Genomic DNA, 24,226 nt, shown 5'->3' on the forward strand with positions numbered 1-24,226 from the left:
GGGCGCCATGTCGATCTACAGTGATATAGGCTTAACAACGAGTGGTAGCAGTACAAGCTCAAGTAGTTCAACTTCTAGTACAAACAAAACTGGCTCAGATTCTTTATCCCAAGCTGATTTTATGAAGTTGCTTACAACTCAGTTGTCATATCAGGACCCGACTAAGCCAGTAGATAATGTTGAGATGGTGTCTCAGATGGCGCAGATATCTTCATTGTCGGGTATTACATCGTTGAATAATACGCTTAACACTATGAGCAGTTCGATGACATCAAGCCAAGCTTTGATGGCCTCCAGTTTAGTGGGGCAGAAAGCACTGGTGAACTCAAGCAGTAGTTATCTGACGCAAGGAAACACATTGAGCGGTGTTATTCCTACAGGAACAGATGGTGCTACGGATTTGAGTTTGTCTGTCGTTGATGCTTCAGGTGCCGTGGTTCGTCAATATAACAGCACCGGTTCCGTATCGGGGAATATACCGTTTACTTGGGATGGTAAAGATAGCAGTGGCAACGAGGTTGCTTCTGGTAATTATACGATTAAAGCAAATGGTATCGTGAATGGTGTCAGTCAGGATCTGACCGCACAATTGTACGGTCAAGTGTCGAGTGTCACATTGGGTAATACCACAACACCTACAACAGTTGCATTGCAAGGGCTAGGCTCATACCAGTTGGGTCAGCTTCTTGAGATATCAAAGTAGTTTAAAATTTGAATTTAGCAGGAGCTGACCATGTCTTTCAATATCTCCCTGAGTGGCCTGAATGCGGCACAAAAAGATTTAGATGTTACCGGGAATAACATTGCCAACGCGAGTAGCATTGGCTTTAAAAAATCTCGGGCCGAATTTGAAGACGTGTTTTCAAATTCCGTATTTGCTAATACAAAAACCCAAGTGGGTAGTGGTGTAAATACTGCAGCGGTGTCTCAACAATTTGCGCAGGGGGCATTGCAGTCAACCAGCAATTCTTTAGATTTAGCTATTAAAGGCGATGGTTTTTTTGTGTTGTCACCAACCTCTACCAGTTTGGAACGCACTTACACACGAGCTGGCGCAATGCAGGTTAATGATGCCGGCTATGTGACAAATGCAAATGGTGATTATCTTCAGGTCTATCAAGTCAATAGTGACGGCACGCCTAAAGCAGTGAGTTTAGACTCAACTACTGCACTACAGATCCCGACGGTTGCAGGGCAACCCAAACCAACAACGACTGTGACTGCAGGGTTGAATTTACCAGCTGGCGCAAGTGTAAATGCGTCAGTGTTTAATCCTGCAGATTCCTCGACATATACATCATCAACATCGGCCGTACTGTATGATTCATTGGGCCAATCCCATACGATGACCCAGTATTATGTGAAGACTGCAACCTCAGCAACGGATAGTACTTGGGTAGCCCATGTGTATGTCGATGGTACGGTTGCAGATACTGCTGGTGCAGCAGGAACAACGTTGAAGTTTGATACAACAGGTACGTTGACCAGCCCTAATCCGGCTACAATCACAACGGTTCCTTTGACGATGTTAACCAATGGTGCGGATCAAACCCAAACCGTCACGTTGAAATTTAATCCGGTCACACAATATGCCTCTTCTTTTCAGGTAACTAGTATGTCCCAGGATGGGGCTACCGTTGGGCAGTTGACCAACGTATCTATTGGTAGTGATGGTGTTGTTGCGGCAACTTACAGTAATGGTACTACGACCAAGTTAGGCATGGTGGCTTTGGCTAAATTTTCAAATCCTCAGGGTTTGACTCAGATTGGCGATACCTCCTGGAAGGAGTCTCAGGATTCCGGTTCAGCAACACCAGGGATTCCGAATACGGGGACGTATGGCAGCATTAATTCATCTGCACTTGAGTCGTCTAATACGGATCTTTCCGCTGAGTTGGTCAATCTTATTGCGGCGCAGCGAAACTACCAGGCTAACTCTCGCGCACTAGAGGTGAATAGTACGCTGCAAGACAACATATTGCAGATCCGCTAATGAGTTCAATACTGAAAACAGCCAGAAATATCTGGCTGTTTTTGTATGTTCCTTCCTGCTTGCTCAAAAAATTTTCTATTTTTTACATTCTGGTATCTAAATTGCTTTGTGATGTATAAGTCATCGATTTGACGGAGACATCATGGACAAGTTCCTTTATATCGCCATGTCTGGCGCGAAAGAAAACCTGAACAGCCTTGCTATTCGCAGTAATAACTTGGCGAATGCCAATACGCTGGGGTTTAAAGCTGACTTTGAAGAAGCCCGTGCGATGCAGGCTTATGGTGATGGCTTGCCAAGCCGGGTTTTCGCCATGACGGAAAGACCGGGCCAGAATTTTCAGCAAGGCAGTTTGCAGACAACGGGTCGGGATCTTGACGTCGCCGTCAAGGGTGACGGCTGGTTGACGGTGCAGGATGCCAATGGCAAAGAAGCGTATACCCGAAATGGCAGTTTGCAGGTGTCGCCGTTGGGGATATTGCAGACTTCAACCGGTTTAAATGTGCTGGATACGTCAGGACAGCCTATTACTTTGCCTATGCCGGTGGAAAAAATTCAGATCGCAGAAGACGGCACGATCAATGCGAGGTTACAAGGTGCCAATCCTGCCGCTATTGATACGTTGCAGCAAATCAAGCTGGTTAACCCTATAAATAAAGATTTAACCAAAGGCGATGACGGTCTATTTCGCCGCACAGATGGGAACACAGAACCTGTCTCAGCGAATGTGCATTTAGCCAGTGGCGCACTTGAAAATAGCAACGTGAATGCGGTTGAAGAATTAACGAATTTGATCAAGCTGCAGCGTCAGTTTGATACCCAGATCAAGATGATGTCCACAGCCGAAAAGGATGACGAAAGTCAGACGCAATTATTGAAGCTTGGATAACGATTGAGGAGTAAAACATGATCCCTGCACTTTGGATAAGTAAAACCGGGCTTGATGCTCAGCAAACCAACATATCGCAAATATCGAATAACTTAGCGAACGCGTCTACCGTGGGTTATAAGAAGGGACGTGCAATATTTGAGGATTTACTTTATCAAAATGTGAATCAGCCAGGGGGGCAATCCTCAGCTAATTCCACGTTACCTTCTGGATTAATGATCGGTGCCGGGGCCAAAGTGGTTGCGACACAAAAGACGTTTACTCAGGGCAGTGTGCAAACTACAGACAATTCATTGGATGTCATGATCAATGGACGTGGTTTTTTTGAAGTCCAATTACCTGATGGTACTACAGCTTATACCCGCAATGGTCAGTTCACCTTGAACTCTGATGGCACGCTGGTGACTACGGGCGAGGGCTATACCGTACAGCCACAAATTCAGGTGCCTACAGGTACACAAAGTATCACCATCGGTTCTGACGGCCAGGTGTCCGTCCAGGTCGCCGGGCAAACTGCATCTCAAACTGTCGGCCAGCTAACTGTTACTGACTTTGCTAACCCGGTTGGTTTGCAACCCATGGGCGAAAATCTCTATCTCGCTACTCAGGGCAGCGGTGATCCAATACAAGGGATTGCCGGCACGGATGGTATGGGTACCATCAAGCAAGGGATGCTAGAAGCGTCGAATGTCAACGCGACTGAAGAATTGGTTAATCTGATCCAGGCACAACGGGTTTATGAAATGAACTCTAAAGTGATTTCCAGTGTGGATCAGATGTTGCAAAACGTAACCCAACAGTTGTAAGAGGTGGTTATGCGTAACTGTGCATTGATAATCGCATGTATCTGTTCTTTGACGGCATGCACTTCGTTGCCGAATAGTCCAAAACCGGATGATCCAAATTATGCGCCAACGGAGCCGGAGGACTATCAGGCAAATATGAAGCCTAATGGCTCTATTTTTAATCAGGGTGCCGTAAACAGCATTTATTCCGATATCAAAGCACATCGCATTGGTGACATCATCACGGTAGAACTACAGGAATCTACCTCTTCAAGTAAAAACGCGTCCAATCAGCAATCGAAAGATTCAAGTTTGGGTCTGAATGCATTGAGTTTGGGTGGTCACTCGGTGACTTTAAACGGTTATAACACCACGGCCAGCATGGGCGGAAATAATAGCTTCAAAGGTCAGGCCAAAGCCGGACAGAGTAATAGCCTGACAGGAAATATCTCAGTCAGTGTGATCCGGGTGTTACCGAATGGGAATTTAGCGGTACGCGGCGAGAAATGGCTGATGTTGACGGAAGGTAATGAGTATATCCGTATGACCGGTGTCGTTCGTTCAGAAGACGTGAACGCAGACAATACAGTTTCTTCCCAGCGTATTGCGAATGCCCGAATTCAATATGGCGGCACTGGCGATTTTGCCAACTCAGAAGAGCGTGGTTGGTTGTCTAAATTCTTTAACGGGCCATACAGTCCATTCTAGAGGTAGGGCACCATGAATATTTGGAAAGTGTTGATAATTGGCTTTTGCTGCACATTGGGGGCATCTGCACAGGCCGCCCGAATTAAAGATATCGCAACGGTTGAGGGTGTTCGTAGCAACCAGTTGATCGGGTATGGACTGGTAGTTGGTTTGCCTGGTACAGGTGAGTCGAGCAATGCATTTACGGAGCAAACGTTTCGTACCATGCTGAATAATTTTGGTATCAAGGTACCAGATACAGTGAAGCCAAAAATTAAAGATGTGGCGCCGGTGGCTGTGCATGCTGAATTACCTGCTTTTTCTAAACCAGGCCAAACAATTGACGTCACCGTCTCTGCGATTGGCGAAGCCAAGAGTTTACGTGGTGGTACATTACTGCAAACCTTCCTGAAAGGTGTTGATGGGCAAGTTTACGCTTTGGCACAAGGGAGCTTGGTTGTTGGGGGGTTGGGAGCACAAGGGGCTGATGGATCTAAAGTCGTTATCAATACACCAACCGTAGGCCGCATACCCAATGGCGCCAGTGTTGAACGTGAGGTTCCTAGTTCATTTGATCAGGGCGATACCATCACTTTTGATTTGCATCGTCCTGATTTCACCTCAGCCAAAAGATTGGCAGATGTCGTCAATGGTTTGGTTGGGCCAAATACGGCACAGGCCATTGATGCAACCTCAATTCAAGTGTATGCCCCTCGTGATCCTGGTCAGCGCGTGGCTTATTTATCCACATTGGAAAATCTGAATGTTGATCCTGCGGATGAAGCTGCAAAAATCGTCGTTAATTCACGGACTGGTACCATTGTCATTGGCAGTCAGGTGAAGTTGAAACCGGCTGCGATCACGCATGGCGGATTAACGGTCACGATCAAAGAGAACCCAACGGTATCTCAACCTAATGCATTCTCGAATGGACAAACTGCGGTCACACCGAATTCGTCTATCACGGTACAGCAACAGAATAGTCGTATGTTCAAACTGGATACAGGCAACTCGTTAGATGATTTAGTCAAAGCCGTCAATATGGTGGGTGTCGCGCCGGGGGATTTAATGGCAATACTGGAAGCATTACAGCAGGCTGGTGCCATTGAAGGTCAGTTAGAGATCCTGTAGTCGAGGCGAAAGATGGATAAATTAATCAATCAAGGCTTAGCTGGTGATATCCGCAGTCTGGATCAGTTGCGTCAGATGGGGATCAAAAAAGAAGGCGATGCGTCTTCTTCCGATAGCCAGCAACAAGCATTGGCTGCCGCAGCCCGACAGTTTGAGGCGATCTTTACTCAGATGTGGTTGAAGAGCATGCGGGAAGCCAATAGTGCCTTGCAAGATGAAAATAGCCCATTTAACAGCCGCGATACCCAGTTTTATCAGGGAATGATGGATGACCAGATGGCGGCAAATGTTGCCTCTGGCGGAAAAAGTTCGTTAGCCGATCTCATCGTAAAACAACTGTCACCGGCATCGCAAAAATCGTCAGCAAGCAAGACGACACTATCTCATACTCTCAATATGCCAACAGATAAAATGCCTGTGATGCAGCGCTTTGCCCGGCTGGATCGGGCACCAACATCTGCTACGACAACCAGTAACTCAGATGTACCACCGGGTGTATTAGCCGCAGAACGGTTTGCATCGCAAATTTCGGCATATAAATTGCCTGTAAACAACCAGATCACATCAGCTGATGATCCCGGTTCCGCCCAACAGCAACAGTTTGTCCGGCAGTTGTTACCGGCTGCAAAAATGGTAGCCAGTAAAATGGGTTTATCCCCTGTTGCATTGATTGCACAGGCTGCGTTAGAAACGGGGTGGGGGAAGCACATGATGTCATCAGGTAACAATGCTTCCAGCAACAATTTATTCGGCGTAAAAGCGGGTAGTCGCTGGGCTGGACAAAAGGTTTCAGCAAATAGTTTGGAATATCAGCAAGGCAAGCCGGTGATGCAACATTCGAGTTTTCGCTCTTATACTTCGATTGTGCAAAGCATGCAAGATTACGCCAATCTGATCACAGGTTCAGATCGTTATCAGCAGGCGAGAGCTGTTGCCCATGACCCTGATGCCTATTTTGAGGCATTGCAATCTGCGGGTTACGCCACTGATCCAAACTATGCACAAAAATTAAAACAAGTATTACGCAGTGATGCGATGCGATCTGTCTATACACCGACAGAAATTTAGGAGATAAAAAATGGCCTCTGATTTATTGGGGATTGGTTCTTCTGGTCTTCTGGCACAGCAAAAAATGCTGGCAACGACGAGTAGTAACATCTCAAATGTTAGTACACAGGGGTACTCGCGACAGAATACGGTTTTGTCTTCTAATCAGAATACGTTGGGGGTTGGAAATAGTACAACCCGCAGAATGCTCGATGTTTATGCGCAGTCAGAAGTATGGCGTGACACCGCGACTTACAATCAGGTTAATACAAATTATTCAGAACTATCGCAACTCGATAAATATCTGAGTGACAGTGCCACCAGTTTGTCTGATGGTATTGATTCTTTTTTTACATCTCTGCAGTCTGCAAACTCAAGCCCGAATACAGCGTCGAGCCGACAGGGGATAATGGGGCAAATATCTACCATTATCGACCGATTTCAGAGCGTATCAACTCAGCTAACTCAGCAATATGATGGCATCAACAGTAAGTTAGATACTGAAGTCACTAACGTTAACACCATGCTCTCGTCTATAAATGACCTCAACAGCCAGATATTGAAGCAGCCTGCTAGCAATGATGATGGTACAAGAGCCAATTTGCTGGATCAGCGAGATGAATTGATCCGGCAATTATCGGAAAAATTAGATATTCGCACCGTTAGTCAAAGTAATGGGACTACACTGGTTAATTTAAGTTCCGGTGAATCATTAGTTGTCGCCGGGTCATATGCTCAGCTTTCGACCATTTCAGGTAACCCGGATCCTAAAAATACGCAACTCCAGATTAAGTTGGGGAATGCCTCTGCCACGGTGAATACTCAAACGATTGGTGGCACATTAGGTGGGTATTATTCTGCGCGTGACACTATTACTGATACGCAGAGAAATCTTGGCCAGCTGTCGTTAGCTTTTTCTGATGCGATGAATACTCAAAATAAATTGGGTATGACATTGAATAATACGATAGGCACTAATTTGTTCACATTGCCAACGAGCAGTGGCTTGGCAAACAGCAGCAATACGGGCACAGGAGCGATTACTGCGAGTGTCATTCCGGGGCAAGGCAGCAATGTTCCGCCAAACGATTTTCAGGTTACGTTTACTGGTGCCAATAGCTTTGATTTTTACATGATTGATGGAAATACCAAAACTTTAGTGAGCAGTGGAACTACACCACCGACGACGATCCAGCTGGCAAATTATGGATTACAGTTTGATGTTTCCGGTTCTCCATCTGCCGGAGATAGTTTCCTGATTCAACCGGCACGTACGTCAGTGGGTAGTGTATCTAGCAATATCACGCGGGCTGAAGATCTTGCTTTGGCTTCGCCACTGAAATTGAATGCCAGTTCAAGCAATTACAGTACAGCAACTATCAGCTTAACGGGTGTGTATAACACGGATAGCGCTACGTCAGCGTTTACCAGTTCGGGGTTGTCTGCTGCTGCGCCACAGCAAGTACTGATTAATAGCTCTGGTGATTATGAGATTTATGATGGTAATTCACCGAAAAATTTATTAGCGACAGTACCTGCATCCAGTAATGGCAGTAATTTACTTGCTGCTTCAGGTTTGTATGCAAGCGTGCAGACATACCCTGGTTACGAACTAAGTATTGATGGTGTAGTCAAACCAGGTGATAGCTTCAATGTCAGTTTCAATACCGATGGTTTTTCTGATAACAAAAATGGCCTTGCTCTCGCAGGATTACAAACTCAGGATCTTGTCCGTAAAGGAAATAGTACTGCTGCCGATAATAAAATGACTTTTAATGAAGCGTTTTCATCGACCTTAACTGATGTCGGCACAATAGTAAGCGGATTGAAAACCAGTGTGACAGCAGCCGATGCGAAATTGACACAAAGTCAACAATTGAGCGAAAGCATATCCGGTGTCAATTTGGATGAAGAGGCTGCAAATCTTGTTCGTTATCAACAGGCTTATGCTGCATCGGCTAAAGTTATAACCGCAGCAAAAGACACGTTTGATACCTTGTTGAGCGCAGTGAAGTAAGAGGGGATGCATAATGCGTTTATCTACTAATATGATGTATCAGCAAGGTATTCGTTCTATTCAGACGGCTTCGCAGAGTCTTGATACAGCAAACCAGCAAATGACGAGTGGTGATAAGTTTACCTCTTCTGGTGAAGATCCAATCGGCATGTCTCAAAAACTCAGTTTGAGTAGCCAAATAGGGCTCTATAATCAATACAACACTAATGGTGGCTTGTTAAACAGCAGCTTGTCCTTAGAAGAGACGGTTCTAAATTCCGTCAATACAGGCATGATGAGTGCTTATACCGCCGTACAAAGCGCAAATAATACTTCCATGTCAGCAGATGATAGAGCGTCGATTGCCACTCAATTAGAGGAAACGCAAAAGCAACTGTATGATTTGATGAACAGTAAAAACGCTGATGGCGAATATATTTTTGGTGGCAATCAAAGTCAGACACAACCCTTCGTGAAAGACAGTGCGGGTATTTATCAATTTCAGGGGGATACGGGGCAAAGACAAATACAGATAGCTCCATCCGTTCAGGTTGCTAGTAACGATTCTGGATTATCGCTGTTTCAGGCGATCCCAACACGTCGCACCGCCAGTGCAACCAGTGCTAACTTATCTGTCGATATCTCGGATCAGTCTCAATATGATACGTATTATCGAAATAATTATGATTTTTCTGTTGCTGCAAATAATTCATTTAAAGTAACAACGACAGCCGGAGTTCCAGACCAATATCAGATCGTTGATAACTCAGGCGCCACACTGCAAAGTGGAACGTATCAGGCAGGTACAGCAATCAACTATCATGGTTTATCACTCACTATGAACATTGCGGCTGGCAGTTCTGTTGAGTCATTTAAGTTTGATACCCCACAAAATGACAACATCCTGAATACCTTAAGTCAGGCGATTGCTATTTTAAAAGATCCTAATAGTACAACTGCCGATATTCAGAAAATGGCTGCAGATACGCAGTCTCATCTCTCTAATGCCATGGATAAAGTTAATACTACGCTGGGAGAAATCGGCGGAAGAATGACTAACGCTGATCAAATTGCAAACTCTAATACATCGCTGAATTCAATATCTCAAGAAGCTAAAGCAAATGTATCGCAAGTCGATATGTATGCAGCAATCAGCAAAGTGGCTCAAGAGCAAAATGCACTAACTGTCGCGCAGCAAGCTTATACCAAAATAAATAAATCTACGCTATTTGATTATATTTGATGTTTTTATTAATCAATCTATCTATGAGAATTTAAGTAATGGGTGCAGAATCCATTCTGATATCCACTTCCTGTAAAAGTAACTCTTGTTAAATCCATTCCATTATTATTTATGACGACTAGGATGCTTATGGCATCCTTTTTTGTTTTTTATGTATGCAATTGATTTTATTGATTTATTTTTTTGAAAAAAATATTAAAGATTTTTGGTGATAAACCGATATTAAAAAGGTCTCAGGTATGCGTTCAGTGAAAAAAAAGATAAAAAATATCTAAAGTTCACAGGATGAGTGCCGATAAATTAGGTAATCAGGCAGAGATAATAAATTAATAAAGCCTGGAAGGTAATTTAATTGATACTCAGGAGAATAAATCATGGCTATGTATATCAATACTAATATTTCCTCATTGAACGCTCAGCGTAATATGACCAATGCTAATAATAGCTTAGATGTGTCATATACTCGTTTGGCGTCAGGGCTGCGTATTAATAGCGCAAAAGATGACGCAGCCGGTTTGCAGATTTCAAACCGTTTAACTTCTCAGATCAATGGTCTGGATCAGGGTAACCGCAATGCCAACGATGGCATTTCAGTGGCGCAAACTGCTGAAGGTTCCATGGATGAAATGACCACCATGTTGCAGCGCATGCGTACACTGGCTCAGCAATCAGCTAACGGTTCCAATAATACTGACGACCGTACTGCGCTGCAGGCCGAATACAAACAGTTATCAACAGAAATCAATCGCGTTTCCAGTGATACTACCTTCGGTGGTCAGAAAGTGCTGGATGGTAAATATCATGGTTCATTCCAGGTTGGTGCGGATGCAGGTCAAACCATTGCATTCAGCTTAACCAAATTCTCATTTACTGTGAGCGGTATTGCGGGTTCCAGCACTGGTGTTTCTTATGTACTGAGTAAGAATACATCAACTGGTGAATTTAAGGCGGTACAAACTACTGGCGCGCTGAAATGGTCGAAAATTAGTGATATCAGTGGTTCTACCACCAGTAAAGCACAATTGGCATTAGCTAATATTGATTTGATGATTAAAGCTATCGACTCTAAACGTTCAGAGCTGGGTGCGGTACAAAACCGCTTCGATTCCACTATCCGTAACCAGTCAAACGTCTCTGAAAACGTCAGCGCCGCCCGTTCACGTATTCGTGATGCAGATTTCGCAAAAGAAACTGCAAATATGACGCAACAGAACATTCTGCAGCAAGCTGCATCCTCTGTTCTGGCTCAGGCGAACAAACGTCCACAATCAGCGTTGTCACTGTTACAGTAATGAAATAAAAAAGGCGGTTGTTCAGGCCGCCTTTAAAAACAGAATTGTGGGTGTTCGGAATCACTCGTTCTGTCAGGTTTCATTGTTTTATTAGTGTGGATTAAAGTACGATATTTCACCATATTGTACTTTAAGTATTCTCCTGAGCTTAACGCTCATTTGCCAGCCAAGTGCTGGCTTTTTTATGCCTAACACTCGCACTAATTCATTAGCATATATCATGCCAGTCAAGAAAATGACTCTCCAGTTCTGAAAAGCACGCTTGAATTTCCGACATAAAGACGATTTTCCCATTTTGTTGCCTCACCACGGCAAAATTTGCCGTTTTTAGGAAAAATATCGTTAAAGTTTTATAAATGTTTGCCGCTACATGAAGTGAGGCAAAAAATATGGGTGTTCGGAATCCAAGTTTTGCACACTGCAGGTCTTCGTCAGTTCAAACGAACGTCTTGCGCTAAGACTCTGACCGTTCAATCAGTGTCTTAAAATGAGCGGGTTGTCGTATCAGCTCGTAATCATGTGTATGTCAGGAGAATTATCATGGCTATGTATATCAACACCAACGTTTCATCGCTCACTGCGCAACGAAACTTAACAAATACCAACAGCAGCTTGGACACCTCGTATACTCGTTTGGCATCTGGTTTGCGTATTAACAGCGCGAAAGATGATGCCGCTGGTTTGCAGATTTCAAATCGTCTGACCTCTCAGATCAATGGTCTTGACCAAGGTAACCGCAATGCCAACGATGGCATTTCTGTGGCGCAAACCGCTGAAGGTTCAATGGATGAAATGACCACCATGCTGCAGCGTATGCGTACATTGGCACAGCAGTCAGCAAACGGTTCTAATAATTCAGATGACCGTACTGCGCTGCAATCAGAATACAAACAGCTGTCTACAGAAATTAACCGTGTTTCTTCTGATACAACTTACGCTGGGCAAAAAATTCTGGATGGTAAATATCACGGCTCATTCCAGGTCGGTGCGGATGCAGGTCAAACTATTTCATTCAGCTTAACCAAATTCTCATTTACCGTGAGTGGTATTGCGGGTTCCAGCACCGGTGTTTCTTATGTACTGAGTAAGAATACATCAACTGGTGAATTTAAGGCCGTACAAACTACTGGTGCACTGAAATGGTCTAAAATTAGTGATATCAGTGGTTCTACCACCAGTAAGGCGCAATTGGCATTAGCTAATATTGATTTAATGATCAAAGCAATTGATTCTAAACGTGCTGATTTAGGTGCGGTACAAAACCGTTTTGACTCAACTATTCGTAACCAGTCAAACGTTTCTGAAAACGTCAGTGCTGCCCGTTCACGTATTCGTGATGCAGACTTCGCGAAAGAAACTGCTAATATGACGCAACAGAACATTCTGCAACAAGCAGCATCTTCTGTATTGGCACAGGCGAATAAACGTCCGCAATCTGCATTGTCTCTATTGGGATAATAGCCAAGTAAATCAACTTAGAATAGTAAGGAGGATCTATGTCGAATGACTTAAACGTCAATATCACAACCTCCTCTACTTTGGCGCAAAGCGAAAGTAAGAGCAGCCCCCGGGCTGCTCTGTCTCATTCAGAGCAGAAAGTTAATTTGAACGACAATAATGTTCAAACTAATAATGCGGTTTCTGGGAATAAACCAATAGACAAGAACGCTGTTGGTAACCATTCTGATCAGACAGATAAGCACGCTAGTTCCAAAGAAATGCTTGAACAGGCTCAAAAATTGCAAAAGATAGTTCAGGCAAAGGGGTGGTCTCTCAATTTTTCTGTGGATAAGGAATTAGGTGATACTGTGGTCAAGGTGGTTGATAGCAGTACAAACAAGCTTATCAGACAAATTCCTAGTGATGATTGGCTATTTATAGCTAAAAAGTTACATGAAGTAATGAGTAGTGATGAAAGTCAGCAGTCTGTACAGGCCGGACTTTTGTTTAACAAAAAGGTCTAATTGGTGAGGTAAGGTATGTCAGGTACAACAATTACCAGTGCAGGCGCAGGTTCAGGCCTCGATCTTGAGAGTATTATCACTGCAAGCCTGCAAGCGAAACAGACTGCATTTAATGCGTCGATCGCAACCCAGCAAACCACTGCCCAGACAACCTTGTCTGGCATAGGTAAGCTAAAGTCAGCCTTATCCACATTTAAGGATACCCTTGATTCATTAGCAGCTCCTGATGCATTCAATGCACGCACAATATCTATTACACAAGATTCAACAAATCCAGTATTGAGTGCAGAAGCTACTACAGGGATGTCAAATGGTTCATACAACATCATCATAAACTCCCTGGCTGCTGGTTCTCGATACGAATCAGCTGCCAATGCATTTACATCTTCTACGCAGAGCATAGCGACGCAAGACGGAACCTTAACATTTAATGCGGGCTCAAAAAGTTTTTCTGTTGATGTAAAGGCTGGCGATAATTTATCAAATATTCGGGATCGTATTAATAAAAGCGGTAGTAATTTTGGTGTATCTGTCAACTTGGTGAATAGTACCAGTGGTACAAAACTAGTTATCGATTCCTCACTAACTGGGTCTGGCAATGAGCTCTCTATTTCAACCACGGATAGTGAGTTAGCGGCGTTCTCTACAACGGGAACCACGTTAACGAAAACCGTATCGGCCGTTAATGCGTCGGCAACCATTGATGGAACTGCTGTAACCAGTAGCAGTAATACCTTCACCGATACAATTCAAGGATTAAAATTTACTGCGTTACGTGTGTCAGACAAAGATAGTACGACTGGTGCTTTGACAGCCAATAAATTGACAGTGGCAACCGATACAACCGCTGCACAAAATTTAGTGCAAAAATTTGTGACGGGATATAATTCACTGTTGGGTTCATTAAACGCATTGGGTAAAAGCTCAACTTACATCGGCGGGGTTAGTCAACAAGATGGTGGATTACTTGAAGGTGATTCAACCGTAAGGTCAATTAAAAGTTATTTGTTTGATGCGATATCTACTCCCTCAAAGAATGCCAACTTGTTTTCTACAATGTTTGATATGGGCGTACAAATGGCAAATGATGGTACTTTATCAATTGATAGTACTAAGTTTTCCTCTGTCGCTACGAGTAATTTCGACCAGATTGGCGCATTATTCGGCGGAGACTCTGGTCTGGCGAAAAGCATGAGTAATGAAATGAACACTTATGTTCAAACCGGCGGAACATTAGCTCAGCGGCAAGATACATTAAATACTCAATTATCTGATATCAATACAAAACAATCTGATTTTCAGACTCAACTTGCAGAATATGAGAAATCGCTTCGAACTAAGTATTCTAATTTGGATACATTAATCGCTAACATGAATAGCTCTGCTAAAGCATTGAGCGCATTGAGCAGCAGTTAAAAAATTAGTAGTAGATGTATGTGACACTTAGGAAAAGGTATGTATTCAAAAAATCTTAATGCATATAAGAAGCAAGCACTTTCTGCTGATATGTCTGTAGCTGATCCTCATCGAGTCATTCAGTTACTGATGGCAGGGGTGCTTGAACGTTTAGCATTGGCAAAAGGCGCCATTGACAGAAAGGATTATGCTGAAAAGTCAACTGCAATATCCAAGTCATTAGGTATTATCAATGGATTGCAAGATGCGCTAGATTTGTCCCATGGTGAAACTGCACAACAACTATACGATCTTTATGATTACATGAAAGATCGTCTTATGGATGCAAGTTTGAAAATGGATAAAGATGCGATTGATGAAGTTGCAAACCTCATGTTAACTGTCAAAAGTGGCTGGGATCAGATTCCTGAATCAGAAAAACAAAAAGCGTATGCTCAACAAGATACGAGTAAATTTGTATGAGCAAAATAAATACTCTTTTTCAAGAAATAGAGCAAATTTCTGTTGAACTAGAAAATGCTGCCAATAGCCAAGATGTTGAACTTGCTCTTACTCTAATAAATAAGCGAAATTCAGTTGCTGAACAATTAGGCTCGTTGTCTATGACGGATGAGCAAAAAAAGAATATCTCAATAAAAATTGATCATATTTTACAAAACGAATCAAAAATAATCGCTGAGCTTGTTATCGAAAAAGATAATATAGGGAAAAGGCTTAGTCAATTAGATAAAAGAAAAACTATTTTTGATGCTTACCATAAGTATTAAGTGTGGATAATTTAAAATGAATGATATTCATCAGCTCTTAGCGGAAACGGAAGATAAAGTTGCCAAATTAACATTACAAGCGCAGCAAGAAGCCGCAATGGTTGAGGTATTGCCGCTCCGCTTTGAACAAAATATGAGCGCATTCAAGAAATATATACCTCATTTAGCTGATAAATTTAAATCTTATAAAACAACCAGACCATTTAGATTTTTTTGCAATGAAAATGGTGAAGTTAATCTCTTATGGCTAGATACTAATGTTTCATTTTATGGTGATTCGCCATTTGATGAATGCAGATCACAAATAGAACAAGTCCTTTCTAATAAAAAATCAATACATAAATTTGGTTTTGGTATTGAAGAGAATGAAGCTGGATATATTCACGTTGATTACTTAAATAAGCTTCAACAATGTCAAAAAAATCATGAAAATGAATTGGTTCGTCTTGATGGGATACCTGATTCTATTCCATTAATCATGATGTTTGGTATAGGGTTAGGGTATCAACTCGGATATTTATATGAAAAATGTAAGGCTGCAAATTTATTTATATTTGAGCCTGACATGGATCTTTTTTATGCATCACTATATTCCTTTGACTGGCATTCCCTATTTGATTACTTGGTATCAGAGAATTTAGGGCTACATATTTTTATTGGTCAAGATGAAGATAATGTAATTCTTGATTTTTCTGAAGCACTAACTAAAAGAGGTGCCTTTATTGCGGCTGCATCAATTGGGTTCTGGCATTATCCTAGCGATGATATTTTCAAATTAATTGTTCGAACTAGCCGTGAATTTTATTTGTTAACAATGGGATGGGGATTCTTCGATGATAACATCATTGCTTTAGCTCATTGTGCCGCTAATGTTGATAAAAATATTCCTTTTTTAATAAAGAATAAAAGTATTCAAAAAAAATGGGAAGACACTCCTGTATTTGTAGTTGCTAACGGCCCCTCGTTAGATGGGTCTTTAGACGTGATTAGAAAATATCGCGATAATGTCATACTTATATGTTGCGGTAGTACACTAACATCCTTATATCGTGCAGGAATTTGTCCTGATATCCATGTTCAGGTTGAAAGAACAAAAGTAATTCCAGATTCACATCGTTTGATAAATGATGATGAATACATAAAAAAAATTATGTTTCTCAGTCTTGATGTTATTCATCCTGATTGTGCTGAGCAATTTGGTCGCTCAGCATTAGCGTTTAAGCTTTTTGAACCAGGTGGGTTTTTGTGTCAGCTAAATAATGATATCGCTGCTGAGCGAGATATATTGCCTGGAGCTAATCCTCTAGTCGGTAATACTGGTTTAGCTATTGCCTGCAGATTAGGTTTTAAAAATATATTTTTATTTGGCTTGGATAATGGATATAAAGACCTAGGGCATCATCATTCTAAACATAGTTTATATTTCGATGATGATGGGAAGCCTCAAAAAGATTTAACAGAAAAAATGTTCAATAATGCACCACATATAGTGGATGGTAATTTTGGTGGTGCTATTCATACTAATTCTTTGATGAACACATCAAGAAAAGTATTAGGTGAACTCTTAAAAAAATATGACGATGTTAACTGCTTTAACTGTAGTGATGGTGCAAAAATTGAAGGTGCAATTCCTTTGCATCAAGAAGAGTTGAATATTAAACAAAATCATTTAAATAGAGTGGCTTTGTTAGATCATATCTATAATGATTTATATTCACCCATGAATATAAAGAAAGAAGATATGTATCAATATCTTGAAATAGAAAAATTTTCTGAATTTGTTAATGTATTTATTGATGAGTGGTCTAATCTTGAACCGAATAGAGAAAATGCTCTTCAATTGATGCAAAAACAATATGATGGCTTGATTTATTTATCTAAAACCAGACAGCGGATTATTTACAATATGCTGGTTGGTACTTTTAATTATGCATTTAGCATAATTACTGGATATTTGTATACATATGAAGAGTCAGATGAGTTTAATGCGACAATAAAAGAGTTGGGGAGTATTTTTCAAAATTATTTGCGCGAGGCCATAAAAATGTACCCTCACTCTATTGATATGGTTGATTCGGTCGATAGTTCTGTCGTTTCTCTATTTAGAAAAAACTAAATCAAAAGCCATAAACAGTCCTGAACAGTATATATCCATTTATGTTCAGGACTAAACTTAAACTATTAAGCTCCAATTTAATGATGTGCCAGCTTTTATATCACAAGATGCTTTTTTGCCGAGCACATTTTCATACTCAGATGGCGACAAACCAAAGCCTGGCCTTATTCTTCTAATATTATCAGGAGTTAATGATTCACCTGCTTTAATATCTTTAACAACATAAATTGACCGACGAAATCTTAAATTATCTTTTTCTGCATCTTTAAGAGAATAATTAGCAAACCCTAAGGACTGCCAAGCTGAATTGCAGTCATTACATAGCTGTTTTAATTCGGTTGGTTCGATAGAAAAAGATGCGTCCGGGCCTCCATCTGAACGAGCTAATGTGAAATGTTTTTCTATAGCTACAGCACCAAGAGCAATTGAAACAGTTGAAACCAATGTTCCTAGTGTATGATCAGATAAACCGACAGTAACATTAAATTTTTTTGCCAAGTCAGGAATGGTTTTTAAATTAGCTTGTTCAATAGGGGTCGGATACCCACTAATACAATGCATTAATAAAATCTGTTCACAACCGGATGTTTTAAGTGTATCAATACTAAGTTTGATTTCATCTAATGACGCTAATCCTGTGGATATAATAACGGGTTTACCCGTTTTGGCTATATATCGTAATAGAGGAAGATCTGTCATTTCAAAAGATGCAACTTTATATGCAGGAGAGTGTAGTTTTTCCAGAAAATCGACAGCTGTTTCGTCAAAAGGAGTTGAGAAAATGGTTATACCTAATGAATTGGCTCTTTCAAATAACGGCTGATGCCATTCCCATGGTGTATGAGCAGTCTGATAAAGTTGATACAGAGAATAACCATCCCACAGTCCACCCTTAATTTTGAAATCATCTGAATCACAATTAAGAGTCATAGTATCAGCAGTATAAGTTTGCAGTTTTATAGCATCAGCCCCTGCTGCTGCAGCTGCATCGACGAGAGCTAGGGCTCGATTTAAATCCCCATTATGGTTACCAGATAATTCAGCAATGATATAGGGTTTTTGTCCTTCACCAATTAAACGGCCATTGATATTAATCATGTTACCCATAAACCCGTCTCTCCAATTTGAATTTTGTTTCATTTAGCCTGGTATAGTTCAATGATGAAAAAAGCATTTGTGATGCCAGATTTTCTTTTAGAACTATAGCAATTAAATCCACTTCCAAATGAAGCTCAGACACCAATATTAAAGCGTTCTTAGCTATATTTAGTTTTTTTTTCTTTTCATCAATAAAAATTGAAATTTCATAACATAGAGGACATACCCAATCTAGCCGAACAACACCAACTTTTTCATGCCCATATTTTATAATATAAAAATAACATTTAGGATCGTGTAGTCTCTTAGTCATCCATTCAATATGCTCTGTTAGCGATGGTATTTTTGAGTTTCTTGCATAACGGCGTGTCTGTGGCTGACATTGCCATTCATATACTTGCATGATGTCATCATACATAGCTTTACAAATAGTGACGTTTACTCCATCTTTAGCTTTTAAAGGCCAGATATTATATATTATTCTTCGTATTCCTAGTCCATCAGTAATTTGATAATTTATGTTTCTTAGGTCTTCATAATTATCTTTTATTTTGTTTAATGCCGAAATGAGATTGTTTTTAATTTCATTGGGAAATAGAATTTCCCCTGCATTATATTTTTTATAAACCCGCGTTATATCCTGTTGATTTTCAGCTATTGGAATAAGTACAGCTGGGATGCCCATAGTAGCTCGTTCCCAAGTTGTCGTTCCCGGAGCACCAATCGCCAATGAATAATTCGACATGAAATTTGCCATGTCATCAACAAAATTAATTAGTTCAATATCATAATTGCATTGATGAGTGATTTTTTCTATTTGTTTATAGTTTGATGATGTACTGTTGATTAGTATGGCTATTTTCTTGATCCATAATATTTTATTATTTTTTAACTCATCAAGAATCAAGGCCAGGATGTTATCTTTGTCGCTACCGCCCATCGATATAAATATATTCATGGGGCGTTCGTTATGAGAGCAAATAGACTCTTCTCGCTTCAGATAAAACTGTGAGCGAATCATGGCATATTCACTACCTACCAATATTGTTTTACATTGACTGGATTTTTCATATTCTTTTTCAGAGCGCCCTAACGTCTGATCTATGATGATATCTGCTTCATGTTCACGAACTAAGTCATCAATTATTATTAATAATTGACTATGATTTTTTATCAAAACCTCCCATGATTTGTCCAGCGCATAGTGATCTGCAATTATGATTGGGCGTGATGGTAGATTTAATTGTTTTAAGTGGCTAATGCATTCTTGAGCGTCCTGCTCTTGTGTTACTTGGAGCCACCCAGCATAATCATTTTCTTGGGCGATAGATTTATATAATGCCAACAAAGGTAAAACAGTAACTGAATGTCCTCTGGTGAGAATGAGTTTATGAATGTTTCCAGGTAAATCCCGGCATATGAAATGAGTTTTAATTTCGTGATTTTTAAATTCATCTGCCAATGCAAGACATCGCATTACATGCCCGGTTCCGATATCTATTGACGAATCAACCCGAAATATTGCTGTTGTCATTCAACTCTGCCTGCCATAGTTGATAAAGCATTTCTGCTCGTTGCCAATCTTCTGGTGTATCAATATCTTGAACAATTTTACGGGGCAATATTAACGGACATGAGGCTGGAGAAAATAATGGGGTCCCAGCTTTGAATGCTGATGTTTTACCAAAATAAAATTGCCCCGCATCGTGATATGTTTCAACTAAATCCTGTGAGCGAGTAAATTTAAATTCAGGATATAGACAGTCTATCCGAGAGTCTTTATTAAGAAATAAGGCTCGTTGCACGGGAAATGGAAATGAAGTGACTGTAAATACGTAATCCGCTTCAGAGGCTAACAGTAACTGAAATGCATTCTGTAGGGAATGAGGAGTAATAAAAGGAGCCGTTGCATAAATGCAACATACATAATCAATTGTCGAATTGTTTAATTCTAATTGTTTGATACCATGCTGAATGACATCCATTGTTCCAGTATAATCACCTGACAATTCTGCTGGCCTGATGAATGGCACCTCAGCTCCCCATTCCTGCGCAATATTAGCAATTTCTGTATCATCTGTAGACACGATGATACGATCAAATAATTTGCTGTTTTGAGCAGCCAGAATAGAATGTGCAATCATAGGCTTTCCGGAAAATATTTTAATATTTTTGCGCGGAATCCGTTTACTGCCGCCTCGTGCTGGAATTAGTGCTATTTTCATGACAATGCATTCTTAATTGTTTGGATTACATAGTCTTGCTCATCATTTGTCATTTGAGGATATATAGGCAGACTTATTGTTCCTGCATAATAAGATTCAGCAATAGGGTAGTTTCCCTGTTTGTGTCCAAGAGATTGATAATATGGTTGCGTATGTACGGGTATATAATGAACATTTACACCGATATTGGCTGCTCTGAGAGTATTAAAAACAGCTAATCGCTTTGATGGATCGTGCAAAACCACAGGATAAAGATGATAAGCACTAAATGCATCCGGGTCTTGATATGGCGTTGTCAATGGTAGATTCTTTAATGCCTCATTATAAATTTTGGCAATGTGATGTCTTTGAGCTACAAATTCATTAATACGCTTTAACTGACTTAAACCAAGTGCGGCTTGGATGTCAGTCATGCGGTAATTCCATCCTAGCTCGATTTGCTGATAAGACCATGGACCATCGGCAGGTTTTATCATTTCGGCAGGATCACGAGTAATACCATGACTGCGTAGACGGCGCATTTTTTTTGCCAATAGCTCATCATTAGTTAACGTCATACCACCTTCAGCTGTTGTAATTATTTTTACAGGATGAAAACTGAATATAGTGATATCTGCATACGAACAATCACCTACTGGTTTAGCCAAATAGCGACCGCCAATAGCATGTGATGCATCTTCAATAAGGAAAAATCCATATTCATTTGCCAAAGAACGCAATGATTTCCAATCGCAGGATTGTCCTGCAAAATCGACGGCTACAACAATTTTAGGTAACAGATTATGGCGGCGGGAAATTTCTAGTTTTTGTTTTAATGCAATTGGATCAAGATTGTATGTGTCTGACTGTATATCAACGAAATCAATGTTGGCACCACAATAACGACCACAGTTAGCAGACGCAACAAAAGTATTGGGCGTGGTCCATAACCAATCATCTACTGTTAATCCCAAAGCCAGACATGCAATATGCAATGCTGATGTTGCGCTATTTACAGCAACGGCAAATTTGGCGCCTGTGTAGTTTTCTATTGCCTGTTCAAACGCTGGGACTGCCGGCCCTTGGGTTAGATACTCTGAATTGAGTACCTCAACCACAGCTCGAATATCTTCAGTCGAGATGTGTTGCTTGCCATATGGGATCATGCCATTGCCTTTCTATTGAATTCGGTGATTTCAGCTGGAGACAGAAAATGCGGATTATTACCTGAGTTATACTCAAAACCTGAAGCAACAGGAGTACCGTGTTCACCTATTGCATTGGTTGAATAATCGACTTCCGTATTATTAAATTTAATGGAAGGCTGTAGTACATAATGGTCATGAAATTCTAGTGTCAAATGAGAGTCATCAGAGGGGCACATTATTTCGTGCAATTTTTCTCCAGGACGAATACCTACGATTTTGATTGGTAGTTCAGGCGCCATAGCCTTAGCAAGATCGGATATACGGATGGATGGAATTTTAGGTACAAAAATTTCGCCACCATACATTCGCTCAAAGTTCTTTAGCACGAAATCAACACCATCCTGCAAGCTAATCCAAAAGCGTGTCATATCTTGATGTGTTACTGGAATCTCACGAGCACCATCATTAATTAGCTTTTCAAAAAAGGGAACAACCGACCCTCGAGAACCAACCACATTGCCATAACGAACTGCTGCGAAAATCGGTGTATCTCTTCCTGTCATATTGTTGGCTGCAGTAAACAACTTATCGGAAGCCAATTTCGTTGCACCATACAAGTTGATTGGATTCGCTGCTTTATCTGTCGATAAAGCAATGACTTTAGATACGTTATTTGCTATCGCTGCTTTTATTACGTTCTGAGCACCGTCGATATTGGTTTTGATACATTCCATCGGGTTATATTCAGCGGCAGGCACTTGTTTCATGGCTGCGGCGTGAATGACATAATCAACCCCTCGCATTGCTTGAATTAGGCGCTCTCCATCTCTGACATCGCCGATGAAATATCGCATGCACGGCGCATTGAATACTTGCTGCATTTCAAACTGTTTTAGTTCATCGCGAGAGTAGATAATTAAACGGCGTGGGTTATACCGTTCCAGGATGGTTTTTACATATTTTTTACCGAATGAACCTGTACCACCAGTAATAAGAATACTTTTATCATTAAACATGTTTGTTGTCCTTTTTATCTAGAGGAGCATCCGGGATTATTTAACTATATGATATTAATATATTTTAATGAAAATTCTTTTGATAGCTAAACGTAATTTAATCGCATATCTTCTATTGTTGTGCATAAGCAATCGATGTGCCAATTCAAAACTGCCAAAAATATGACTTTGTTACAGAGTTTGTTTTTTTATTTCACAAAAAGATTAAAATTTAATCAATTTGCGATGAGCTAACACTAGTCTTCCTATTATAAACTTTGTACAATCCGCGCCCTTCTCTATAGGTCTCTGAGGCATTCATGAGCGAAACTAAAGTTAATCTGCTGGATTTTGATCGCAAAGCATTGCGTGCATTTTTTGCTGACGAATTAGGTGAAAAGGCATTTCGCGCCGATCAGATCATGAAGTGGATCTATCATTTCGGCTGCGATGATTTTTCTCAGATGACCAACGTGAACAAAGCATTGCGTGAAAAGCTTTCGCAAATTGCTGAGATCCGGGCTCCTGAAATCAGTCGTGAACAACGTTCTGCCGACGGTACTATCAAGTGGGCCATGCTGGTAGGCGATCAGGAAGTTGAAACGGTTTATATTCCGGAAGCGGATCGAGCCACATTATGTGTTTCCTCGCAGGTAGGTTGTGCACTGGAATGTAAATTTTGCTCTACCGCTCAGCAGGGCTTTAACCGTAACCTGAAGGTCTCTGAAATTATTGGTCAGGTCTGGCGTGCTGCTCAGGTAGTCGGTTTTTCCAAAGAAACTGGTAAGCGTCCGATCACCAACGTGGTGATGATGGGCATGGGTGAACCATTGCTCAATCTGGCTAACGTTGTTCCCGCGATGGATCTGATGATGGACGATTTCGGTTTCGGTCTTTCCAAGCGCCGTGTCACCTTGTCTACCTCGGGTGTTGTACCAGCACTGGACAAACTGGGTGATATGATTGATGTCGCACTGGCGATTTCATTGCATGCGCCCAATGACAAGTTGCGTTCAGAAATTATGCCAATCAATGACAAATACAATATTCAGGAGTTTTTGGCTGGCGTGCGCCGTTATCTGGAAAAATCTAATGCCAATCAGGGGCGGGTGACGGTGGAATATGTCCTGCTGGATCATATCAATGATGATATGCAGCACGCGCACGAATTGGCTGAGCTACTAAAAGACACGCCAAGTAAGATCAACCTGATTCCATTTAATCCATTTCCGGGTAATCCTTATGGCAAACCCAGCAACAGCCGGATTGATCGTTTCTCTAAAGTATTGATGGAATACGGTTATACCGTGATTGTGCGAAAAACACGAGGTGATGATATTGATGCCGCCTGTGGTCAATTAGTAGGTGACGTGATCGACAGAACGAAACGAACCATGAAAAAACGGATGCAAGAGCAGGAGATTTCCGTCAAAATGCTTTGAAATCCAGTTCGTT

General features: G+C 41.1%; 22 protein-coding genes and 1 pseudogene. 18 read left to right on the forward strand and 5 right to left on the reverse strand.

Annotation, left to right across the window (positions count from 1 at the left end):
* Nucleotides 1-7 precede the first annotated feature (7 nt).
* The 17 genes and pseudogenes from H027_RS19385 to H027_RS0112715 form a co-directional block, all read left to right on the forward strand.
* Nucleotides 8-238 (forward strand): annotated as a pseudogene (locus tag H027_RS19385) (flagellar hook capping FlgD N-terminal domain-containing protein); the annotation flags it as partial.
* Between the two features lie 27 nt (nt 239-265).
* Nucleotides 266-703: a FlgD immunoglobulin-like domain containing protein gene (locus tag H027_RS19165; protein ID WP_051448990.1), complete on the forward strand. Its 438-nt coding sequence runs from the start codon at nt 266-268 to the stop codon at nt 701-703.
* A gap of 30 nt (nt 704-733) precedes the next feature.
* Nucleotides 734-1,993 carry a flagellar hook protein FlgE gene (flgE, locus tag H027_RS0112645; protein WP_024872824.1) on the forward strand — a complete coding sequence of 420 codons (1,260 nt, stop codon included), beginning with the start codon at nt 734-736 and terminating at the stop codon, nt 1,991-1,993.
* 142 nt (nt 1,994-2,135) lie between these two features.
* Nucleotides 2,136-2,882 carry a flagellar basal-body rod protein FlgF gene (gene flgF / locus H027_RS0112650; protein ID WP_024872825.1) on the forward strand — a complete coding sequence of 249 codons (747 nt, stop codon included), beginning with the start codon at nt 2,136-2,138 and terminating at the stop codon, nt 2,880-2,882.
* A gap of 17 nt (nt 2,883-2,899) precedes the next feature.
* On the forward strand, nt 2,900-3,688 hold the full coding sequence (gene flgG, locus H027_RS0112655) for a flagellar basal-body rod protein FlgG (protein ID WP_024872826.1): 789 nt from the start codon (nt 2,900-2,902) through the stop codon (nt 3,686-3,688).
* A 9-nt stretch (nt 3,689-3,697) separates the two neighbouring features.
* Nucleotides 3,698-4,375, forward strand: coding sequence for a flagellar basal body L-ring protein FlgH (gene flgH, locus H027_RS0112660; protein ID WP_024872827.1), 678 nt, complete (start codon nt 3,698-3,700; stop codon nt 4,373-4,375).
* Nucleotides 4,376-4,387: 12 nt separating this feature from the next.
* Nucleotides 4,388-5,485 carry a flagellar basal body P-ring protein FlgI gene (locus tag H027_RS0112665; RefSeq protein ID WP_024872828.1) on the forward strand — a complete coding sequence of 366 codons (1,098 nt, stop codon included), beginning with the start codon at nt 4,388-4,390 and terminating at the stop codon, nt 5,483-5,485.
* Nucleotides 5,486-5,497: 12 nt separating this feature from the next.
* A complete protein-coding gene (gene flgJ / locus H027_RS0112670; RefSeq protein ID WP_024872829.1) occupies nt 5,498-6,553 on the forward strand; it encodes a flagellar assembly peptidoglycan hydrolase FlgJ in 1,056 nt (351 codons plus the stop codon).
* Between the two features lie 10 nt (nt 6,554-6,563).
* Complete coding sequence (flgK, locus tag H027_RS0112675) at nt 6,564-8,549, forward strand: flagellar hook-associated protein FlgK (protein ID WP_024872830.1); 1,986 nt, start codon at nt 6,564-6,566, stop codon at nt 8,547-8,549.
* 13 nt (nt 8,550-8,562) lie between these two features.
* A complete protein-coding gene (flgL, locus tag H027_RS0112680) occupies nt 8,563-9,771 on the forward strand; it encodes a flagellar hook-associated protein FlgL (RefSeq protein ID WP_024872831.1) in 1,209 nt (402 codons plus the stop codon).
* Nucleotides 9,772-10,145: 374 nt separating this feature from the next.
* Complete coding sequence (locus tag H027_RS0112685; protein ID WP_024872832.1) at nt 10,146-11,063, forward strand: flagellin N-terminal helical domain-containing protein; 918 nt, start codon at nt 10,146-10,148, stop codon at nt 11,061-11,063.
* Nucleotides 11,064-11,603: 540 nt separating this feature from the next.
* Nucleotides 11,604-12,521, forward strand: a complete 918-nt coding sequence (locus H027_RS0112690; protein WP_024872833.1) for a flagellin N-terminal helical domain-containing protein — start codon at nt 11,604-11,606, stop codon at nt 12,519-12,521.
* A 38-nt stretch (nt 12,522-12,559) separates the two neighbouring features.
* Nucleotides 12,560-13,027, forward strand: a complete 468-nt coding sequence (locus H027_RS18430) for a flagellar protein FlaG (RefSeq protein WP_024872834.1) — start codon at nt 12,560-12,562, stop codon at nt 13,025-13,027.
* A 15-nt stretch (nt 13,028-13,042) separates the two neighbouring features.
* Nucleotides 13,043-14,443 (forward strand): flagellar filament capping protein FliD, encoded by a 1,401-nt coding sequence (fliD, locus tag H027_RS17845; RefSeq protein WP_038149286.1) that lies wholly within the window; start codon nt 13,043-13,045, stop codon nt 14,441-14,443.
* Between the two features lie 39 nt (nt 14,444-14,482).
* Nucleotides 14,483-14,905, forward strand: coding sequence for a flagellar export chaperone FliS (gene fliS, locus H027_RS0112705; RefSeq protein WP_024872835.1), 423 nt, complete (start codon nt 14,483-14,485; stop codon nt 14,903-14,905).
* Nucleotides 14,902-15,210, forward strand: a complete 309-nt coding sequence (fliT, locus tag H027_RS0112710; RefSeq protein ID WP_024872836.1) for a flagellar protein FliT — start codon at nt 14,902-14,904, stop codon at nt 15,208-15,210. Before fliS ends, fliT begins: the two co-directional genes overlap by 4 nt.
* A gap of 16 nt (nt 15,211-15,226) precedes the next feature.
* Nucleotides 15,227-17,326 carry a motility associated factor glycosyltransferase family protein gene (locus tag H027_RS0112715; protein ID WP_024872837.1) on the forward strand — a complete coding sequence of 700 codons (2,100 nt, stop codon included), beginning with the start codon at nt 15,227-15,229 and terminating at the stop codon, nt 17,324-17,326.
* A gap of 57 nt (nt 17,327-17,383) precedes the next feature.
* Here H027_RS0112715 and pseI read toward each other — a convergent pair whose 3' ends face one another.
* Genes pseI through pseB form a run of 5 tightly spaced genes read right to left on the reverse strand, consistent with a single transcriptional unit; the run spans nt 17,384 to nt 22,792 of the window.
* Nucleotides 17,384-18,421, reverse strand: coding sequence for a pseudaminic acid synthase (gene pseI, locus H027_RS0112720; protein WP_202593488.1), 1,038 nt, complete (start codon nt 18,419-18,421; stop codon nt 17,384-17,386).
* 4 nt (nt 18,422-18,425) lie between these two features.
* Complete coding sequence (gene pseG / locus H027_RS0112725; RefSeq protein WP_024872839.1) at nt 18,426-19,958, reverse strand: UDP-2,4-diacetamido-2,4,6-trideoxy-beta-L-altropyranose hydrolase; 1,533 nt, start codon at nt 19,956-19,958, stop codon at nt 18,426-18,428.
* Nucleotides 19,933-20,649 carry a pseudaminic acid cytidylyltransferase gene (gene pseF, locus H027_RS0112730; protein ID WP_024872840.1) on the reverse strand — a complete coding sequence of 239 codons (717 nt, stop codon included), beginning with the start codon at nt 20,647-20,649 and terminating at the stop codon, nt 19,933-19,935. The genes pseG and pseF overlap by 26 nt, the downstream gene beginning before the upstream one ends.
* Nucleotides 20,646-21,794 (reverse strand): UDP-4-amino-4,6-dideoxy-N-acetyl-beta-L-altrosamine transaminase, encoded by a 1,149-nt coding sequence (gene pseC / locus H027_RS0112735; RefSeq protein WP_024872841.1) that lies wholly within the window; start codon nt 21,792-21,794, stop codon nt 20,646-20,648. The genes pseF and pseC overlap by 4 nt, the downstream gene beginning before the upstream one ends.
* The gene (gene pseB, locus H027_RS0112740) at nt 21,791-22,792 is read right to left on the reverse strand and encodes a UDP-N-acetylglucosamine 4,6-dehydratase (inverting) (RefSeq protein WP_024872842.1); all 1,002 of its coding nucleotides are present in this window, start codon (nt 22,790-22,792) and stop codon (nt 21,791-21,793) included. The genes pseC and pseB overlap by 4 nt, the downstream gene beginning before the upstream one ends.
* A gap of 299 nt (nt 22,793-23,091) precedes the next feature.
* Between pseB and rlmN the strand changes: the two genes are divergently transcribed.
* Nucleotides 23,092-24,213, forward strand: a complete 1,122-nt coding sequence (rlmN, locus tag H027_RS0112745) for a dual-specificity RNA methyltransferase RlmN (RefSeq protein ID WP_024872843.1) — start codon at nt 23,092-23,094, stop codon at nt 24,211-24,213.
* Nucleotides 24,214-24,226 lie beyond the last annotated feature (13 nt).

Origin of the sequence: Tolumonas lignilytica (genome assembly GCF_000527035.1) — a bacterium.
GTDB lineage: Bacteria > Pseudomonadota > Gammaproteobacteria > Enterobacterales > Aeromonadaceae > Tolumonas > Tolumonas lignilytica.